Origin of the sequence: Kluyvera ascorbata, from assembly GCF_023195735.1 — a bacterium.
In the GTDB taxonomy this organism is placed as follows: domain Bacteria; phylum Pseudomonadota; class Gammaproteobacteria; order Enterobacterales; family Enterobacteriaceae; genus Kluyvera; species Kluyvera ascorbata.
On the sequence record NZ_CP096201.1, the window covers coordinates 5,027,545 to 5,043,562 of the forward strand.

Consider the following 16,018-nt stretch of genomic DNA (forward strand, 5'->3'; position numbering starts at 1 on the left):
GACCGGGCCTACAACCTAAGCCGGATAAGGCGAAGCCGTCATCCGGCAGATTATCGCTAACAGGTATTCGCCGTGCTCAACAAACTCTCTCGACTGCTGAATGAAGCAGGAATTTCCCTCTCCGATCACCAGAAAAACCAGCTTGTGGCCTACGTGGATATGCTGCACAAGTGGAATAAAGCCTACAACCTGACCTCCGTACGTGACCCTAACGAGATGCTGGTTCGCCATATTCTCGACAGTATTGTGGTCGCGCCTTCGCTTGAGGGTGAACGCTTTATCGATGTGGGTACGGGTCCAGGTCTGCCGGGGATTCCGCTGTCGATTGTGCGCCCTGATGCCCACTTCACTTTGCTGGATAGCCTGGGCAAACGCGTCCGCTTTCTACGCCAGGTGCAGCACGAGTTAGCGCTGACTAACATCACACCGGTGCAGAGCCGCGTTGAAGATTTTCCGGCTGAACCGCCGTTTGACGGTGTGATTAGCCGTGCTTTTGCCTCACTGACCGACATGGTGACCTGGTGTCATCATCTTCCTGGTGAAGCTGGGCGCTTTTACGCATTGAAGGGACAGCTGCCGGAAGAGGAAATAGCCCAACTTCCAGCGCCGTTTAGCGTTGAGAGCGTGGTGCCGTTAAAAGTTCCTCAGCTGGAAGGGGAGCGTCATTTGGTTATTATTACAGCAAATAAAATTTAATTTTTATCAAAAAAAGTAGAGAAAAAGTGGGGTCTCTGGTGTTAACAAATGCGCGACAATTAGCGCCAGCGACCTGCTATATTTAACCAGCAATTAACTTTACTTTATCTTCATCTTAACGCGGCTTTTTTTGTTAAGACTTAAAATAGTCAACATGGAAAATATCAGTCTGCTAAAAGTCAGCCCGTTCGTCTTTTTGTCATGTTAATAAATTATTATAAATGTCAATGAATGGTTTTTGTTCTGTATCGCGGTGTTTTTAAAAGAGTGGGCGAATTAAGTCTTAGATATCAGAATGATGGGCGTATCCGTTTTGCTACAATGATTTATGCGTTTTGCTCGAAAATGTTTAATATGTGATCTCGTGCACGCTTTGTAGCCACTATTTTCGGTGTATTTGCAGTTTTGTACGATCGTTCACACTTTGGCGAAAAGTAGAAAAATAGCGCGAATGAAAAATAATTAAATATTTATTCACGTTTTGGCTACTTATTGTTTGAAATCACGGGGTGTCACCGTATAATTTGACCGCTTTTTGATGCTTGACTCAGAGCATTAAAGAACGTTTTATACGACACGCGGCATACCTCAAAGGGAGCAGGAGTACAAACGTGATGTCTATGTCGTTCGTGAGTCGCAATGTTGCTCGAAAGCTTCTGTTCATTCAGCTTCTGGCAGTGATAGCAAGTGGATTGCTGTTCAGCCTTAAAGACCCCTTCTGGGGCATCTCCGCCGCGTGTGGAGGCCTGGCAGTGTTACTGCCTAATATGTTGTTTATGATTTTTGCCTGGCGTCACCAGGTACATACACCCGCTAAAGGCCGAGTGGCCTGGACGTTCGCCTTCGGGGAAGCGTTCAAAGTGCTTGCGATGCTGGTGTTACTGGTCGTGGCGTTGGCGGTTTTTAAGGCGGTATTCTTACCGCTGATCGTTACATGGATTTTGGTGCTAGTGGTTCAAATACTGGCGCCCGCTGTAATTAACAACAAAGGGTAAAAGGCATCATGGCTTCTGAAAATATGACGCCGCAGGAATACATAGGACACCATCTGAATAACCTTCAGCTGGACCTGCGTACTTTCTCGCTGGTAGATCCGCATAACCCCCCAGCCACCTTCTGGACGCTCAATATTGACTCCATGTTCTTCTCGGTGGTGCTGGGTCTGTTGTTCCTGCTTACGTTCCGTAGCGTTGCCAAAAAAGCAACCAGCGGCGTACCGGGTAAATTTCAGACCGCGATTGAGCTGGTAATCGGCTTCGTTCATGGCAGTGTCAAAGACATGTACCATGGCAAAAGCAAGGTTATTGCTCCGCTTGCCCTGACGATCTTCGTCTGGGTCTTCCTGATGAACCTGATGGACTTACTGCCTATCGACCTGCTGCCGTATATTGCTGAGCATATACTGGGCCTGCCGGCGCTGCGCGTGGTTCCGTCTGCGGACGTAAACATTACCCTGTCTATGGCACTGGGCGTGTTTATCCTGATTCTGTTCTACAGCATCAAAATGAAAGGCATCGGTGGCTTCACTAAAGAGCTGACACTGCAGCCGTTCAATCACTGGGCATTTATTCCTGTCAACTTAATCCTTGAAGGGGTAAGCCTGCTGTCCAAACCGGTATCTCTCGGTCTGCGACTTTTCGGCAACATGTATGCCGGTGAGCTGATTTTCATTCTGATTGCTGGTCTGTTGCCGTGGTGGTCACAGTGGATTCTGAATGTGCCGTGGGCCATTTTCCACATCCTGATCATTACGCTGCAAGCCTTCATCTTCATGGTTCTGACGATCGTCTATCTGTCGATGGCGTCTGAAGAGCATTAATTTACCAACACTACTACGTTTTAACTGAAACAAACTGGAGACTGTCATGGAAAACCTGAATATGGATCTGCTGTACATGGCTGCCGCTGTGATGATGGGTCTGGCGGCAATCGGTGCTGCGATCGGTATCGGCATCCTCGGGGGCAAATTCCTGGAAGGCGCAGCGCGTCAACCGGATCTGATTCCTCTGCTGCGTACTCAGTTCTTTATCGTTATGGGTCTGGTGGATGCTATCCCTATGATCGCTGTAGGTCTGGGTCTGTACGTGATGTTCGCTGTCGCGTAGTAAGCGTTGCTTTGAATTAAGTAAGAGCAATATCAGAACGTTAACTAGATAAAGAGGCATTGTGCTGTGAATCTTAACGCAACAATCCTCGGCCAGGCCATCGCGTTTGTCCTCTTCGTTCTGTTCTGCATGAAGTACGTATGGCCGCCTTTAATGGCAGCCATCGAAAAGCGTCAAAAAGAAATTGCTGACGGCCTTTCTTCTGCAGAACGAGCTAAAAAGGATTTGGACCTTGCACAGGCCAATGCGACCGACCAGCTGAAAAAAGCGAAAGCGGAAGCCCAGGTAATCATCGAGCAAGCGAACAAACGTCGCTCTCAGATCCTGGACGAAGCCAAAACTGAAGCAGAGCAGGAACGTAACAAAATCGTGGCACAGGCTCAGGCAGAAATTGATGCTGAGCGTAAACGTGCCCGCGAAGAGCTGCGTAAGCAAGTTGCTATCCTGGCTGTTGCTGGCGCCGAGAAGATCATCGAACGTTCCGTGGATGAAGCTGCTAACAGCGACATCGTGGACAAACTTGTCGCTGAACTGTAAGGAGGGAGGGGCTGATGTCTGAATTTGTTACGGTAGCTCGCCCCTACGCCAAAGCAGCTTTTGACTTTGCCGTCGAACACAAAAGCGTAGATCGCTGGCAGGACATGCTGGCGTTTGCCGCCGAAGTGACGAAGAACGAACAAATGGCAGAGCTTCTGTCTGGTGCGCTGGCACCGGAAACGCTCTCTAAGTCGTTTATCGCAGTATGCGGTGAGCAACTGGACGAAAACGGCCAGAACCTGATTAAGGTTATGGCTGAAAATGGTCGTCTTAAAGTGCTCCCGGATGTTCTCGAGCAGTTCATTCATCTGCGCGCCGCGAGTGAAGCTACCTCTGAGGTAGAAGTCATCTCCGCTAATGCGCTGAATGAAGAACAGCTTGCGAAAATCAGCGCCGCGATGGAAAAGCGTCTGTCACGCAAAGTTAAGCTGAATTGCAAAATCGATAAGTCTGTAATGGCGGGCGTTATCATCCGTGCGGGTGATATGGTCATTGATGGCAGCGTACGCGGCCGTCTTGAGCGCCTTGCAGACGTCTTGCAGTCTTAAGGGGACTGGAGCATGCAACTGAATTCCACCGAAATCAGCGAACTGATCAAGCAGCGCATTGCTCAGTTCAGTGTTGTGAGTGAAGCTCACAACGAAGGTACTATTGTTTCTGTAAGTGACGGTGTTATCCGCATCCACGGCCTGGCCGATTGTATGCAGGGTGAAATGATTTCCCTGCCGGGTAACCGTTACGCTATCGCACTGAACCTGGAGCGCGACTCCGTAGGTGCTGTAGTAATGGGTCCGTACGCTGACCTTGCCGAAGGCATGACCGTCAAGTGTACTGGTCGTATCCTGGAAGTTCCGGTTGGCCGTGGCCTGCTGGGCCGTGTGGTTAACACCCTGGGTGCACCAATCGATGGTAAAGGCGCGCTGGACAACGACGGCTTCTCCGCCGTTGAAGCTATCGCACCAGGCGTAATCGAACGTCAGTCCGTTGATCAGCCAGTTCAGACTGGTTATAAATCCGTTGATGCCATGATCCCAATCGGTCGTGGTCAGCGTGAACTGATCATCGGCGACCGTCAGACCGGTAAAACCGCGCTGGCAATCGACGCCATCATCAACCAACGTGATTCCGGCATCAAGTGCGTATACGTTGCTATCGGCCAGAAAGCGTCCACCATTTCTAACGTGGTACGTAAACTGGAAGAACACGGCGCGCTGGCTAACACCATCGTTGTTGTGGCAACCGCGTCTGAATCCGCTGCACTGCAATACCTGGCACCATATGCCGGTTGCGCAATGGGCGAATACTTCCGCGACCGCGGCGAAGATGCGCTGATCATTTACGATGACCTGTCTAAACAGGCTGTCGCATACCGTCAGATCTCCCTGCTGCTTCGTCGTCCACCAGGACGTGAAGCATTCCCGGGCGACGTATTCTACCTCCACTCCCGTCTGCTGGAGCGTGCTGCGCGTGTTAACGCCGAATACGTTGAAGCCTTCACCAAAGGTGAAGTGAAAGGGAAAACCGGTTCACTGACCGCTCTGCCGATTATCGAAACCCAAGCGGGTGACGTTTCTGCGTTCGTTCCGACCAACGTAATTTCCATTACCGATGGTCAGATCTTCCTGGAAACCAACCTGTTCAACGCCGGTATTCGTCCTGCGGTTAACCCGGGTATCTCCGTATCCCGTGTTGGTGGTGCAGCTCAGACCAAGATCATGAAAAAACTGTCCGGTGGTATCCGTACCGCTCTGGCACAGTATCGTGAACTGGCAGCGTTCTCCCAGTTCGCATCTGACCTTGACGATGCAACCCGTAAGCAGCTGGACCATGGTCAGAAAGTAACTGAACTGCTGAAACAGAAACAGTATGCGCCGATGTCAGTCGCGCAGCAGTCTCTGGTTCTGTTCGCAGCAGAACGTGGTTATCTGGCGGATGTAGAACTGGCGAAAATCGGTAGCTTCGAAGCCGCTCTGCTGGCTTACGTTGACCGTGATCACGCTCCGTTGATGCAAGAGATCAACCAGTCCGGTGGCTATAACGACGAAATCGAAGGCAAGCTGAAAGGCATCCTCGATTCCTTCAAAGCAACCCAATCCTGGTAAAGTCTGACGGCCTGTCTTAGGGCAGGCCGTAGGCATTGAGGAGAAGCTCATGGCCGGCGCAAAAGAGATACGTAGTAAGATCGCAAGCGTCCAGAACACGCAAAAGATCACTAAAGCGATGGAGATGGTCGCCGCTTCCAAAATGCGTAAATCGCAGGATCGCATGGCGGCCAGCCGTCCTTATGCAGATACCATGCGCAAAGTGATTGGTCACCTTGCGAACGGTAATCTGGAATATAAGCACCCATACCTGGAAGAACGCGACGTTAAGCGCGTGGGCTACCTGGTGGTGTCTACCGACCGTGGTCTGTGCGGTGGCTTGAACATTAACCTGTTCAAGAAACTGCTGGCGGATATGAAGGCATGGACCGAAAAAGGCGTTCAGTGCGACCTCGCAATGATCGGCTCTAAAGGTGTGTCCTTCTTTAATTCCGTAGGTGGCAACATTGTCGCTCAGGTAACCGGTATGGGCGATAAACCTGCCCTGTCCGAACTTATCGGTCCGGTAAAAGTGATGTTGCAAGCCTACGACGAAGGTCGTCTGGACAAGCTTTATATTGTCAGCAACAAATTTATTAACACCATGTCTCAGGTGCCGACGATCACCCAACTGCTGCCGTTACCGGCTTCAGAAGATGATGATCTGAAACGTAAAACCTGGGATTACCTGTACGAACCCGATCCGAAAGCGCTGCTGGATACCCTCCTGCGTCGCTATGTCGAATCTCAGGTCTATCAGGGCGTGGTAGAAAACCTGGCCAGCGAGCAGGCCGCACGTATGGTGGCGATGAAAGCCGCGACCGACAATGGCGGCAGCCTGATTAAAGAGCTGCAGTTGGTATACAACAAAGCTCGACAGGCCAGCATTACTCAGGAACTCACCGAGATCGTCGGTGGTGCATCCGCGGTATAACCAGGTTAATTCGTAGAGGATTCAAGATGGCTACTGGAAAAATTGTCCAGGTAATCGGCGCCGTAGTTGACGTCGAATTCCCTCAGGATGCCGTACCGCGCGTGTACGAAGCTCTTGAGGTGCAGAATGGTAATGAAGTTCTGGTGCTGGAAGTTCAGCAGCAGCTCGGCGGCGGTATCGTACGTACCATCGCTATGGGTTCTTCCGACGGTCTGCGTCGCGGTCTGGATGTTAAAGACCTCGAGCACCCAATCGAAGTTCCGGTAGGTAAAGCAACACTGGGTCGTATCATGAACGTACTGGGTCAGCCAGTAGACATGAAAGGCGACATCGGTGAAGAAGAGCGTTGGGCTATCCACCGCGCTGCACCTTCCTACGAAGAGCTGTCTAGCTCTCAGGAACTGCTGGAAACCGGTATCAAAGTTATCGACCTGATGTGTCCGTTCGCTAAGGGCGGTAAAGTCGGTCTGTTCGGTGGTGCGGGTGTTGGTAAAACCGTAAACATGATGGAGCTGATCCGTAACATCGCGATCGAGCACTCCGGTTACTCCGTGTTTGCGGGTGTAGGTGAACGTACTCGTGAGGGTAACGACTTCTACCACGAAATGACCGACTCCAACGTTATCGATAAAGTATCCCTGGTATATGGCCAGATGAACGAGCCACCGGGAAACCGTCTGCGCGTTGCTCTGACCGGTCTGACCATGGCTGAGAAATTCCGTGACGAAGGTCGTGACGTACTGCTGTTCGTCGATAACATCTATCGTTACACCCTGGCCGGTACTGAAGTATCTGCACTGCTGGGTCGTATGCCTTCAGCGGTAGGTTACCAGCCGACTCTGGCGGAAGAGATGGGCGTTCTGCAGGAACGTATCACTTCCACCAAGACCGGTTCTATCACCTCCGTACAGGCGGTATACGTACCTGCGGATGACTTAACTGACCCATCCCCAGCAACTACCTTTGCTCACTTAGATGCAACCGTAGTACTGAGCCGTCAGATCGCTTCCCTGGGTATCTACCCTGCGGTTGACCCGCTGGACTCCACCAGCCGTCAGCTGGATCCGCTGGTTGTTGGTCAGGAACACTACGATACCGCTCGTGGCGTTCAGTCCATCCTGCAGCGTTATCAGGAACTGAAAGACATCATCGCCATCCTGGGTATGGATGAACTGTCTGAAGAAGACAAACTGGTGGTAGCACGCGCACGTAAAATTCAGCGCTTCCTGTCCCAGCCGTTCTTCGTAGCAGAAGTATTCACCGGTTCTCCGGGTAAATACGTTTCGCTGAAAGACACCATCCGTGGCTTTAAAGGCATCATGGACGGCGAATACGATCACCTGCCGGAGCAGGCGTTCTACATGGTCGGTTCCATTGACGAAGCAGTGGAAAAAGCCAAAAAACTTTAACGCCTTAATCGGAGGGTGATATGGCAATGACTTACCACCTGGACGTCGTCAGCGCAGAGCAACAAATGTTCTCTGGTCTGGTCGAGAAAATCCAGGTAACGGGTAGCGAAGGTGAGCTGGGTATTTACCCGGGCCACGCCCCGCTGCTCACCGCCATTAAGCCTGGTATGATTCGCATCGTTAAACAGCACGGTCACGAAGAGTTTATCTATCTGTCCGGCGGCATTCTTGAAGTGCAGTCTGGCAGCGTGACCGTTCTGGCTGATACCGCAATTCGCGGTCAGGACCTCGACGAAGCGCGCGCGATTGAAGCGAAGCGTAAGGCTGAAGAGCACATTAAGAGCTCTCATGGTGACGTGGATTACGCTCAGGCGTCTGCGGAACTGGCCAAAGCTATCGCTAAACTGCGCGTTATCGAGTTGACCAAAAAAGCGATGTAACACCGGCTTGAAAGTCCAAAAGCCAGCCTGGTTTCCAGGCTGGCTTTTTTTATGTCTTGTTTTAATTTAAATGAAACTGAAAAGGTATTTTAAATATTTTGTGATTTGAGTCACAAAAATGTTGATCGATAAAAATGGGAGGAGTAGACTTCTTTTTGTGACATGAGTCACAGAAAACACCACTACTATCGCAGGATTAAAATCATGAAACTGATCAACAAAATCATCGCCCTTTTCAGCGCTATGAACATCTCTTTCGGTACTTTCAACCAGTAAGGTTGATGACCGCACTGGCCGCCTCACCTGTAGGTCAGATGCCGTTCTGTTAAGCGCTGTACCGCTAACGAAAACCACAACACATGCGGTGTAAACAGAACCAAAAATGAAGAAGGTCGCCTCACGGCGACCTTTGTATTTTGTAGGCCGGAGAGTTTCCCGGAGTCGGTGCTAGCGTACCTCGTCCGGGCTACCCAATCATGTAGCCCGGCCAAGCGAAGCGCCGCCGGGAAAGTGGTTTCTCAATCCTTAGTCAGGAAATTCCCGGTATCAAAACTCCCGTCCGCATTGCGCTTCAGCGGCTGCGGTAATGACAGCGACTGGAAATCTTCCGCGCGCAGTTCCTTCCCTTCCGTATTCATGCTTTTTCCCTTCTCGATGAAGTAGTTGGTGGCATCAACGTTCCCCACTACCGCATCGTCATATTTCCCCGGCTGGCTGCGCAGAGAAATATTGTCGCTGAACACGCCCTGAGTTGCGGCATCCCCGTACGGGCTTGGGCGGAAGATAAAGTTGAAGCGCTGGTTATCTACGGCAACGTTATTCACCACCACCAGCTTGCCCGGGTTGAAGTTATCGGTGAAACCATCGAGATGGTTGCCAATAGCAATGCTATTGCGGATTTCGTGGGCCACCGGCTGGCCTTCGCCACCGAGCTTAAAGCCGTTGCTGGTGTTATTGCGGGCAATCGAGTTCTCAATCACCACCACGCCGTTGGCGCCATCTTCAATCTTGTTGAACAGATCGAAACCGTCGTCGATGTTATCGTGGGAATAGCACCCTTCCAGGCGGTTACCTTCGCCCACGCGCATCTTCACCGCAAAACCGTCGGCGTTGATCTTACCCGGATCTTCATTACTGTAAGACTCTGAGTTCACCACGCGGTTATGGCTTGCCCAGAGCGGGCGACCGATCTTATCGGCGGAAGAGATCTGAATTCCGGTATCGTCGTTGTGATAGGCCGTGACGTTTTCGATAAGGTTATGGCTTCCCTGAATACGCAGGCTCTTGTCGGTAATATCGATACCACGAATCGTCCAGTAGTGACCGTCCAGCAACATACCGTGGATAACCGCTTTACCGTTGGCTTCCAGCGTTTTACGTCCATTCTCAAGGCCGCTTGCGGAGAGTGGGATATCCGTTTTTGCATAGTCGCCTGCTGCCAGCACCACTTTACCGCCCGGTGGCACAAGCGCGATGGCGGTGGTTAAATCCAGAGGCGCTTCTGCCGTGCCTTTGGCATCGGCTTTACCATTTGCAGCGGCGTACAGCGTGCTGTTTGCCGCTGCTTTGTGCTGGCTGACGGTAAGCTCCTGCTCAACCGGCGAACGATCGCTGCCGCTGGTGGGGGTAAATGTAATCTGGAAGCTGTTATTGTCTTTAAGCGTGGTTGGCAGGGTAAACATCTCGCCGGCTTTCACCGGTTTATTCTCCCCGATCACCACTTCGTTCTGGCGCACTGAGAACAGACCATCGTAGTTAGCTCGCGCCTGTAAGGTATAGTTTAGCCCGGCGCTCTGACTGCCGGATGCGACCTGCATCACCACCGGCCAGGATTTTGCTATAAACGGCTTCGAGGCGACGGTCTGGGCTGCCGACGTGGTCAGCGAAGCATCACTCACGGTGATTTTCGCGTTACGGGAGGCAAAGAAACCTACGTAGTACTGCTTTTTATCCTGAACCGAAATCAGATCGGCATTCGGTACCTGTTGAGTTATCCACTCTTCGCTGCCAACCGGCGCCCAGGCGGTAATAAAGCCCTCGTTGGTTCGCTCGAGCTTAAGGCGGAAGGCCGGAGACTCTCGCAGGTCAACGCCTTCCTTGTAGCTTACCTTTTTAATCTCAGAGCCCGCATTACCCCACGGTTGGGTGATGCCGTTGCGCGAGATAGCCTGTAGCTTCACGCGATAATCGTCTTTTTTATCCTGGGTCATAATGGCGTTCATCACCATATTCGATGCCGCAGGAAACTCTTCATAACCCTCTTTCAACGGCTCCTGGCGGGGAATGCCAATAATGTCGCGCACGAGTAGCCCAGCACCTTCCTGGGCCGCAGGTTTTGCCCCATTCTCCGGGCCAAACTGATCGACGGTTACCGTGGCGGAGAGAACAAAATTCTCATCGCTCGGCAGCGCGGTGTAGAAAAAGGTCAGACCGTCATGTGAGTTGGCAATCTTACCGCCACGGCTTTCAATGGTGATAGGTTTGCTGAGTGAGGCAATCTGCTCTGATGTCAGTGTCTTACCGTCAATCGTCACGTTGTTAACTCCCACTTTCTCCGGCAACACGTTAGAGGAGAAATTGAGATCAGTGGATTGTCCAAAAGCGATCGCCTTCCATTGCTGGGGCGCCTGGGCGTGTGCCGAAAGAGAGAGTGCTGCGCTACAAAGCGTCAGAGCCAGAGGTATTTTCTTTTTCATATCATCTTCCTGAATGGTTGAGCGCCGTAATTATCAACAAATCAAAACGCTGTTTCTTTTTTGTTCGTCACAATAATGAGTAAATAAAACGGCGTTTTAAATTACGGATTTCTTTATTCAGGTATCAAAAAAACAATATAAGCAGAGAGATAGCGCGCTATCTGGCGATTGAGCCGAATTCTTACAAGACAAACGCGTTTGATATGGACGAAAATAAGGGAAGAAAATCAGTTCGAAAGGGGATGTTGAACGTTTTATCATCAAGCCATTTCATGGCGAAAAATATGTAGAATTTTCAACGTTAACCCGGTTTACTTCATACTTAATCTACAGACAGGATACCTATGTCTAACCGTACCATGAGCGTTGTGATCCTTGCCGCAGGCAAAGGCACGCGTATGTATTCCGATCTCCCAAAAGTGCTGCACACCCTGGCAGGCAAGCCGATGGTGCAGCATGTTATTGATGCCGCGAATCATGTTGGCGCGAACCGGGTTCACCTGGTGTACGGTCACGGCGGTGATTTACTTAAGCAAACCTTATCCGACGATAACCTGAACTGGGTGCTACAGGCTGAACAACTGGGTACCGGTCATGCGATGCAGCAGGCTGCGCCGTTCTTCGCGGATGACGAAGATATTCTGATGCTCTACGGCGACGTGCCGCTGATCTCCGTTGAGACGCTGCAACGCCTGCGCGAAGCCAAGCCGCAGGGCGGAATTGGCCTGCTGACGGTGGTGCTGGACGATCCGAGCGGCTATGGCCGCATTACTCGTGAAAACGGCAAAGTGACCGGCATCGTCGAACACAAAGATGCCACCGACGCACAGCGTCAGATTCAGGAGATCAACACCGGTATCCTGATTGCTAACGGCGCGGACCTGAAGCGCTGGCTGGCGAAACTGAACAACAACAATGCACAGGGCGAGTTTTATATCACCGATATTATCGCCATGGCATACCACGAAGGCCGTGAAATTGCCGCGGTTCACCCGGCACGTATCAGCGAAACTGACGGCGTGAATAACCGCCTGCAGCTTTCCCGTCTTGAGCGTATTTATCAGTCCGAGCAGGCAGAAAAACTGCTGCTGGCTGGCGTGATGCTGCGTGACCCGGCGCGCTTTGACCTGCGTGGCACTCTGTCTCACGGGCGTGATGTCGAAATTGATACTAACGTTATCCTTGAAGGCAACGTGGTGCTGGGCCATCGCGTCAAAATTGGTGCAGGCTGCGTGATTAAAAACGCCACCATCGGCGACGACTGCGAAATCAGCCCGTACAGCGTGGTGGAAGATGCTCATCTGGAAGCCGCTTGCACCATCGGCCCGTTTGCCCGTCTGCGTCCAGGCGCTGAGCTGCTGGAAGGTGCGCACGTGGGTAACTTCGTCGAAATGAAAAAAGCGCGTCTGGGTAAAGGCTCGAAAGCTGGCCACCTGACCTACCTTGGCGACGCGGAAATTGGCGACAACGTGAACATCGGTGCGGGTACCATTACCTGCAACTATGATGGCGCCAATAAGTTTAAAACGATTATTGGCGACGATGTCTTTGTCGGTTCCGACAGCCAGCTGGTGGCGCCGGTCACCATTGGTAAAGGCGTGACCATCGCGGCTGGCACTACCGTAACCCGCGACGTTGCTGATAACGAACTGGTGCTGAGCCGCGTACCGCAGGTACACAAGCAAGGCTGGCAGCGTCCGGTGAAGAAAAAGTAGTTTTTTGTAGGCCTGATAAGGCGTAGCCGCCATCAGGCAGACAGGGGTGAGGAGATAACATAATCTCCCGCCCAAAAGCAGTACCTATAAAAATAACCCCACTCTCTACAAGGCTCGGGGCGCCCGGAATACGGGCAACAGGTTGACCGACAACGCATGGCATAATGCCAAAATCGGAATAGAAAACTATGTGTGGAATTGTTGGCGCAGTCGCGCAACGTGATGTAGCTGAAATCCTTCTCGAAGGTCTCCGTCGTCTGGAATACCGTGGTTATGACTCTGCGGGTCTGGCCGTGGTGGACGCCGAAGGTCATATGACCCGTCTGCGTCGTCTGGGGAAAGTCCAGATGCTGTCACAAGCCGCGGAAGAACATCCGCTGGTGGGCGGCACCGGTATTGCTCATACCCGTTGGGCAACCCACGGCGAACCGTCGGAAGGCAACGCGCATCCGCATGTTTCTGACCACATTGCGGTGGTGCATAACGGCATCATCGAAAACCACGAACCGCTGCGCGAAATGCTGCAAGCGCGTGGCTATGTTTTTGTTTCAGCGACCGATACCGAGGTGATCGCTCACCTGGTGCACTGGGAGATGGAACAGGGCGGTACGCTGCGTGAAGCGGTACTGCGTGCTATCCCGCAACTTCGCGGTGCCTACGGCACGGTAATCATGGACTCCCGCGACCCAAGCACGCTGCTGGCTGCGCGCTCCGGTAGCCCGCTGGTTATCGGCCTCGGCATGGGCGAGAACTTTATCGCTTCTGATCAACTGGCGCTGCTGCCGGTCACCCGCCGCTTTATCTTCCTGGAAGAGGGCGATATCGCCGAAGTGACGCGCCGTTCGGTCGCGGTCTTCGACAAATCCGGTGCCAGCGTGAAGCGTCAGGAAATCGAATCTAACCTGCAATACGATGCGGGCGATAAAGGTATCTATCGCCACTACATGCAGAAAGAGATCTACGAACAGCCTAACGCCATCAAAAACACCTTAACCGGGCGAATTAACCACGGCGAAGTGGATCTCAGCGAGCTGGGCCCACAGGCCGACGCGCTGCTTTCTCGCGTTGAGCATATCCAGATTATCGCCTGCGGCACTTCCTATAACTCCGGGATGGTCGCACGCTACTGGTTTGAATCACTGGTCGGCATGCCGTGCGACGTCGAAATCGCCTCGGAATTCCGCTATCGCAAATCGGCCGTTCGCCCGAACAGCCTGGTCATCACCCTGTCGCAGTCTGGCGAAACAGCCGACACGCTGGCAGGCCTGCGCCTCACCAAAGAGCTGGGTTATTTGGGCTCATTGGCGATTTGTAACGTTGCTGGCTCATCGCTGGTGCGTGAGTCCGATCTGGCGATTATGACCAATGCCGGGGCGGAAATTGGCGTGGCGTCCACCAAAGCGTTTACCACTCAGCTGACGGTACTGTTGATGCTGGTGGCGAAGATGGCGCGCCTGAAAGGGGCGGATGCCTCCGTCGAGCATGAGATTGTTCATGCGCTGCAGGCGCTGCCAAGCCGCATTGAGCAGATGCTGTCGCAGGACAAACGCATTGAGCTGCTTGCAGAAGATTTCTCCGACAAGCATCACGCGCTGTTCCTGGGACGTGGCGATCAGTATCCGATCGCGCTAGAAGGTGCGCTGAAGCTCAAAGAGATCTCCTACATTCACGCGGAAGCGTATGCCGCAGGCGAGCTGAAACACGGCCCGCTGGCGCTTATCGACGCGGACATGCCGGTTATCGTGGTTGCGCCAAATAACGAACTGCTGGAAAAACTGAAATCCAACATTGAAGAGGTGCGCGCGCGCGGCGGTGAGCTGTACGTGTTTGCCGACAAAGATGCGGCGTTCAGCAACAGCGACAATATGCACATCATCGAGATGCCGCATGTGGAAGAGGTGATTGCACCTATTTTCTACACCGTGCCGCTACAGCTGCTGGCTTACCACGTGGCGCTGATTAAAGGCACCGATGTGGATCAGCCGCGTAACCTGGCGAAGTCGGTTACCGTCGAATAAGTTCGTTTAGTTAAAACGATCCGGCTCTGCTTTAGGCACAGCCGGATTTTTTTTATCGCCAGAAGCTGTCATAAACCATGACTTTTGGGCTGTCATAAAAAGAAAATTTTGCCGTAATTTCATTGTAAATTATTTTTGTAACCAACTGATTTATAATTATTTAATAATATTATTTTTCGCATGGTTTTCGTTGTCATTAAACTGTAATAAACCTTACATATAACTGTCACCTGATTGTCCTATTTTGCTCCTCGTAGCCACTAAACAATCATTTACGGATTCTTGCAGGAGACATTATGAAAGTTATGCGTACCACTGTCGCAACTGTTGTCGCCGCGACCTTATCGATGAGCGCTTTCGCAGCTGGAGCTGCAGCAAGCCTGACGGGTGCTGGTGCAACCTTCCCGGCGCCAGTGTATGCCAAATGGGCAGATACCTATCAGAAAGAGACCGGTAGCAAAGTAAACTACCAGGGTATCGGCTCCTCCGGTGGCGTAAAACAAATTACCGCTAACACCGTTGATTTCGGCGCATCCGATGCTCCGCTGTCTGACGAGAAACTGGCTCAGGAAGGCCTGTTCCAGTTCCCGACCGTTATCGGCGGTGTCGTTCTGGCTGTTAACATCCCTGGCCTGAAATCCGGCGAGCTGGTGCTTGACGGTAAAACCCTGGGTGACATCTACCTGGGTAAAATCAAGAAGTGGGATGACGAAGCCATCACCAAACTGAACCCAGGCGTTAAGCTGCCTTCTCAGAACATCGCCGTTGTGCGTCGTGCTGATGGTTCCGGTACCTCCTTCGTGTTCACCAGCTACCTGTCTAAAGTGAACGAAGAGTGGAAATCCAAAATTGGCGCGGGCTCTACTGTAAACTGGCCGACCGGTCTGGGCGGTAAAGGTAACGACGGTATCGCGGCATTCGTACAGCGTCTGCCAGGTTCCATCGGCTATGTTGAATATGCTTACGCTAAGCAGAACAACCTGGCTTACACCAAACTGGTTTCTGCCGATGGCAAGCCGGTTAGCCCGACTGAAGACAACTTTGCTAACGCCGCTAAAGGCGTTGACTGGAGCAAATCCTTCGCGCAGGACCTGACTAACCAGAAAGGTGACAACGCGTGGCCGATTACCTCTACCACCTTCATCCTGGTTCATAAACAGCAGCAGAAACCTGAGCAGGGTGCTGAAGTGCTGAAGTTCTTTGACTGGGCGTATAAAAACGGCGGCAAACAAGCGAACGAGCTTGATTACGCCACTCTGCCTCAGAGCGTGGTTGAGCAGGTTCGTGCTGCATGGAAAACCAACGTAAAAGACAGCAGCGGTAAAGCGCTGTACTGATTACGGTAGCCCGGCGGAAACGCCGGGCAACTAGTAAACGTCGTGGCGGA

The 16,018-nt window shown here is 52.1% G+C and carries 14 protein-coding genes; 13 read left to right on the forward strand and 1 reads right to left on the reverse strand.

Annotated features, from left to right (window positions below; translation table 11 throughout):
* Positions 1-72: 72 nt before the first annotated feature.
* The 10 genes from rsmG to MY052_RS24050 all read left to right on the forward strand — a co-directional run bounded on the left by rsmG (position 73) and on the right by MY052_RS24050 (position 8,202).
* Entirely contained in the window at positions 73-696 is a 624-nt protein-coding gene (gene rsmG, locus MY052_RS24005) for a 16S rRNA (guanine(527)-N(7))-methyltransferase RsmG (protein ID WP_035893627.1), read from the forward strand.
* A 614-nt stretch (positions 697-1,310) separates the two neighbouring features.
* The gene (gene atpI / locus MY052_RS24010) at positions 1,311-1,691 is read left to right on the forward strand and encodes a F0F1 ATP synthase subunit I (protein ID WP_123650961.1); all 381 of its coding nucleotides are present in this window, start codon (positions 1,311-1,313) and stop codon (positions 1,689-1,691) included.
* An 8-nt stretch (positions 1,692-1,699) separates the two neighbouring features.
* Positions 1,700-2,515: a F0F1 ATP synthase subunit A gene (gene atpB, locus MY052_RS24015; protein ID WP_035893623.1), complete on the forward strand. Its 816-nt coding sequence runs from the start codon at positions 1,700-1,702 to the stop codon at positions 2,513-2,515.
* A 46-nt stretch (positions 2,516-2,561) separates the two neighbouring features.
* Entirely contained in the window at positions 2,562-2,801 is a 240-nt protein-coding gene (atpE, locus tag MY052_RS24020) for a F0F1 ATP synthase subunit C (protein ID WP_000429386.1), read from the forward strand.
* A gap of 66 nt (positions 2,802-2,867) precedes the next feature.
* Complete coding sequence (atpF, locus tag MY052_RS24025) at positions 2,868-3,338, forward strand: F0F1 ATP synthase subunit B (protein WP_035893620.1); 471 nt, start codon at positions 2,868-2,870, stop codon at positions 3,336-3,338.
* A gap of 14 nt (positions 3,339-3,352) precedes the next feature.
* A complete protein-coding gene (gene atpH / locus MY052_RS24030) occupies positions 3,353-3,886 on the forward strand; it encodes a F0F1 ATP synthase subunit delta (RefSeq protein ID WP_035893618.1) in 534 nt (177 codons plus the stop codon).
* A gap of 12 nt (positions 3,887-3,898) precedes the next feature.
* Complete coding sequence (atpA, locus tag MY052_RS24035; protein ID WP_035893616.1) at positions 3,899-5,440, forward strand: F0F1 ATP synthase subunit alpha; 1,542 nt, start codon at positions 3,899-3,901, stop codon at positions 5,438-5,440.
* A 49-nt stretch (positions 5,441-5,489) separates the two neighbouring features.
* Complete coding sequence (gene atpG, locus MY052_RS24040) at positions 5,490-6,353, forward strand: F0F1 ATP synthase subunit gamma (RefSeq protein ID WP_035893615.1); 864 nt, start codon at positions 5,490-5,492, stop codon at positions 6,351-6,353.
* 26 nt (positions 6,354-6,379) lie between these two features.
* Positions 6,380-7,762 carry a F0F1 ATP synthase subunit beta gene (atpD, locus tag MY052_RS24045; protein WP_035893613.1) on the forward strand — a complete coding sequence of 461 codons (1,383 nt, stop codon included), beginning with the start codon at positions 6,380-6,382 and terminating at the stop codon, positions 7,760-7,762.
* A 20-nt stretch (positions 7,763-7,782) separates the two neighbouring features.
* Entirely contained in the window at positions 7,783-8,202 is a 420-nt protein-coding gene (locus MY052_RS24050; RefSeq protein WP_035893612.1) for a F0F1 ATP synthase subunit epsilon, read from the forward strand.
* A gap of 518 nt (positions 8,203-8,720) precedes the next feature.
* On the opposite strand, the gene MY052_RS24055 is transcribed toward MY052_RS24050, so the two are convergent.
* On the reverse strand, positions 8,721-10,898 hold the full coding sequence (locus tag MY052_RS24055) for a right-handed parallel beta-helix repeat-containing protein (protein ID WP_248537979.1): 2,178 nt from the start codon (positions 10,896-10,898) through the stop codon (positions 8,721-8,723).
* A gap of 344 nt (positions 10,899-11,242) precedes the next feature.
* Between MY052_RS24055 and glmU the strand changes: the two genes are divergently transcribed.
* The 3 genes from glmU (at position 11,243) to pstS (ending at position 15,968) form a co-directional block, all read left to right on the forward strand.
* The gene (gene glmU / locus MY052_RS24060; RefSeq protein ID WP_035893609.1) at positions 11,243-12,613 is read left to right on the forward strand and encodes a bifunctional UDP-N-acetylglucosamine diphosphorylase/glucosamine-1-phosphate N-acetyltransferase GlmU; all 1,371 of its coding nucleotides are present in this window, start codon (positions 11,243-11,245) and stop codon (positions 12,611-12,613) included.
* 188 nt (positions 12,614-12,801) lie between these two features.
* Complete coding sequence (gene glmS / locus MY052_RS24065; RefSeq protein ID WP_248537980.1) at positions 12,802-14,631, forward strand: glutamine--fructose-6-phosphate transaminase (isomerizing); 1,830 nt, start codon at positions 12,802-12,804, stop codon at positions 14,629-14,631.
* Positions 14,632-14,927: 296 nt separating this feature from the next.
* Positions 14,928-15,968, forward strand: coding sequence for a phosphate ABC transporter substrate-binding protein PstS (gene pstS / locus MY052_RS24070; RefSeq protein ID WP_035893606.1), 1,041 nt, complete (start codon positions 14,928-14,930; stop codon positions 15,966-15,968).
* Positions 15,969-16,018: the final 50 nt, after the last annotated feature.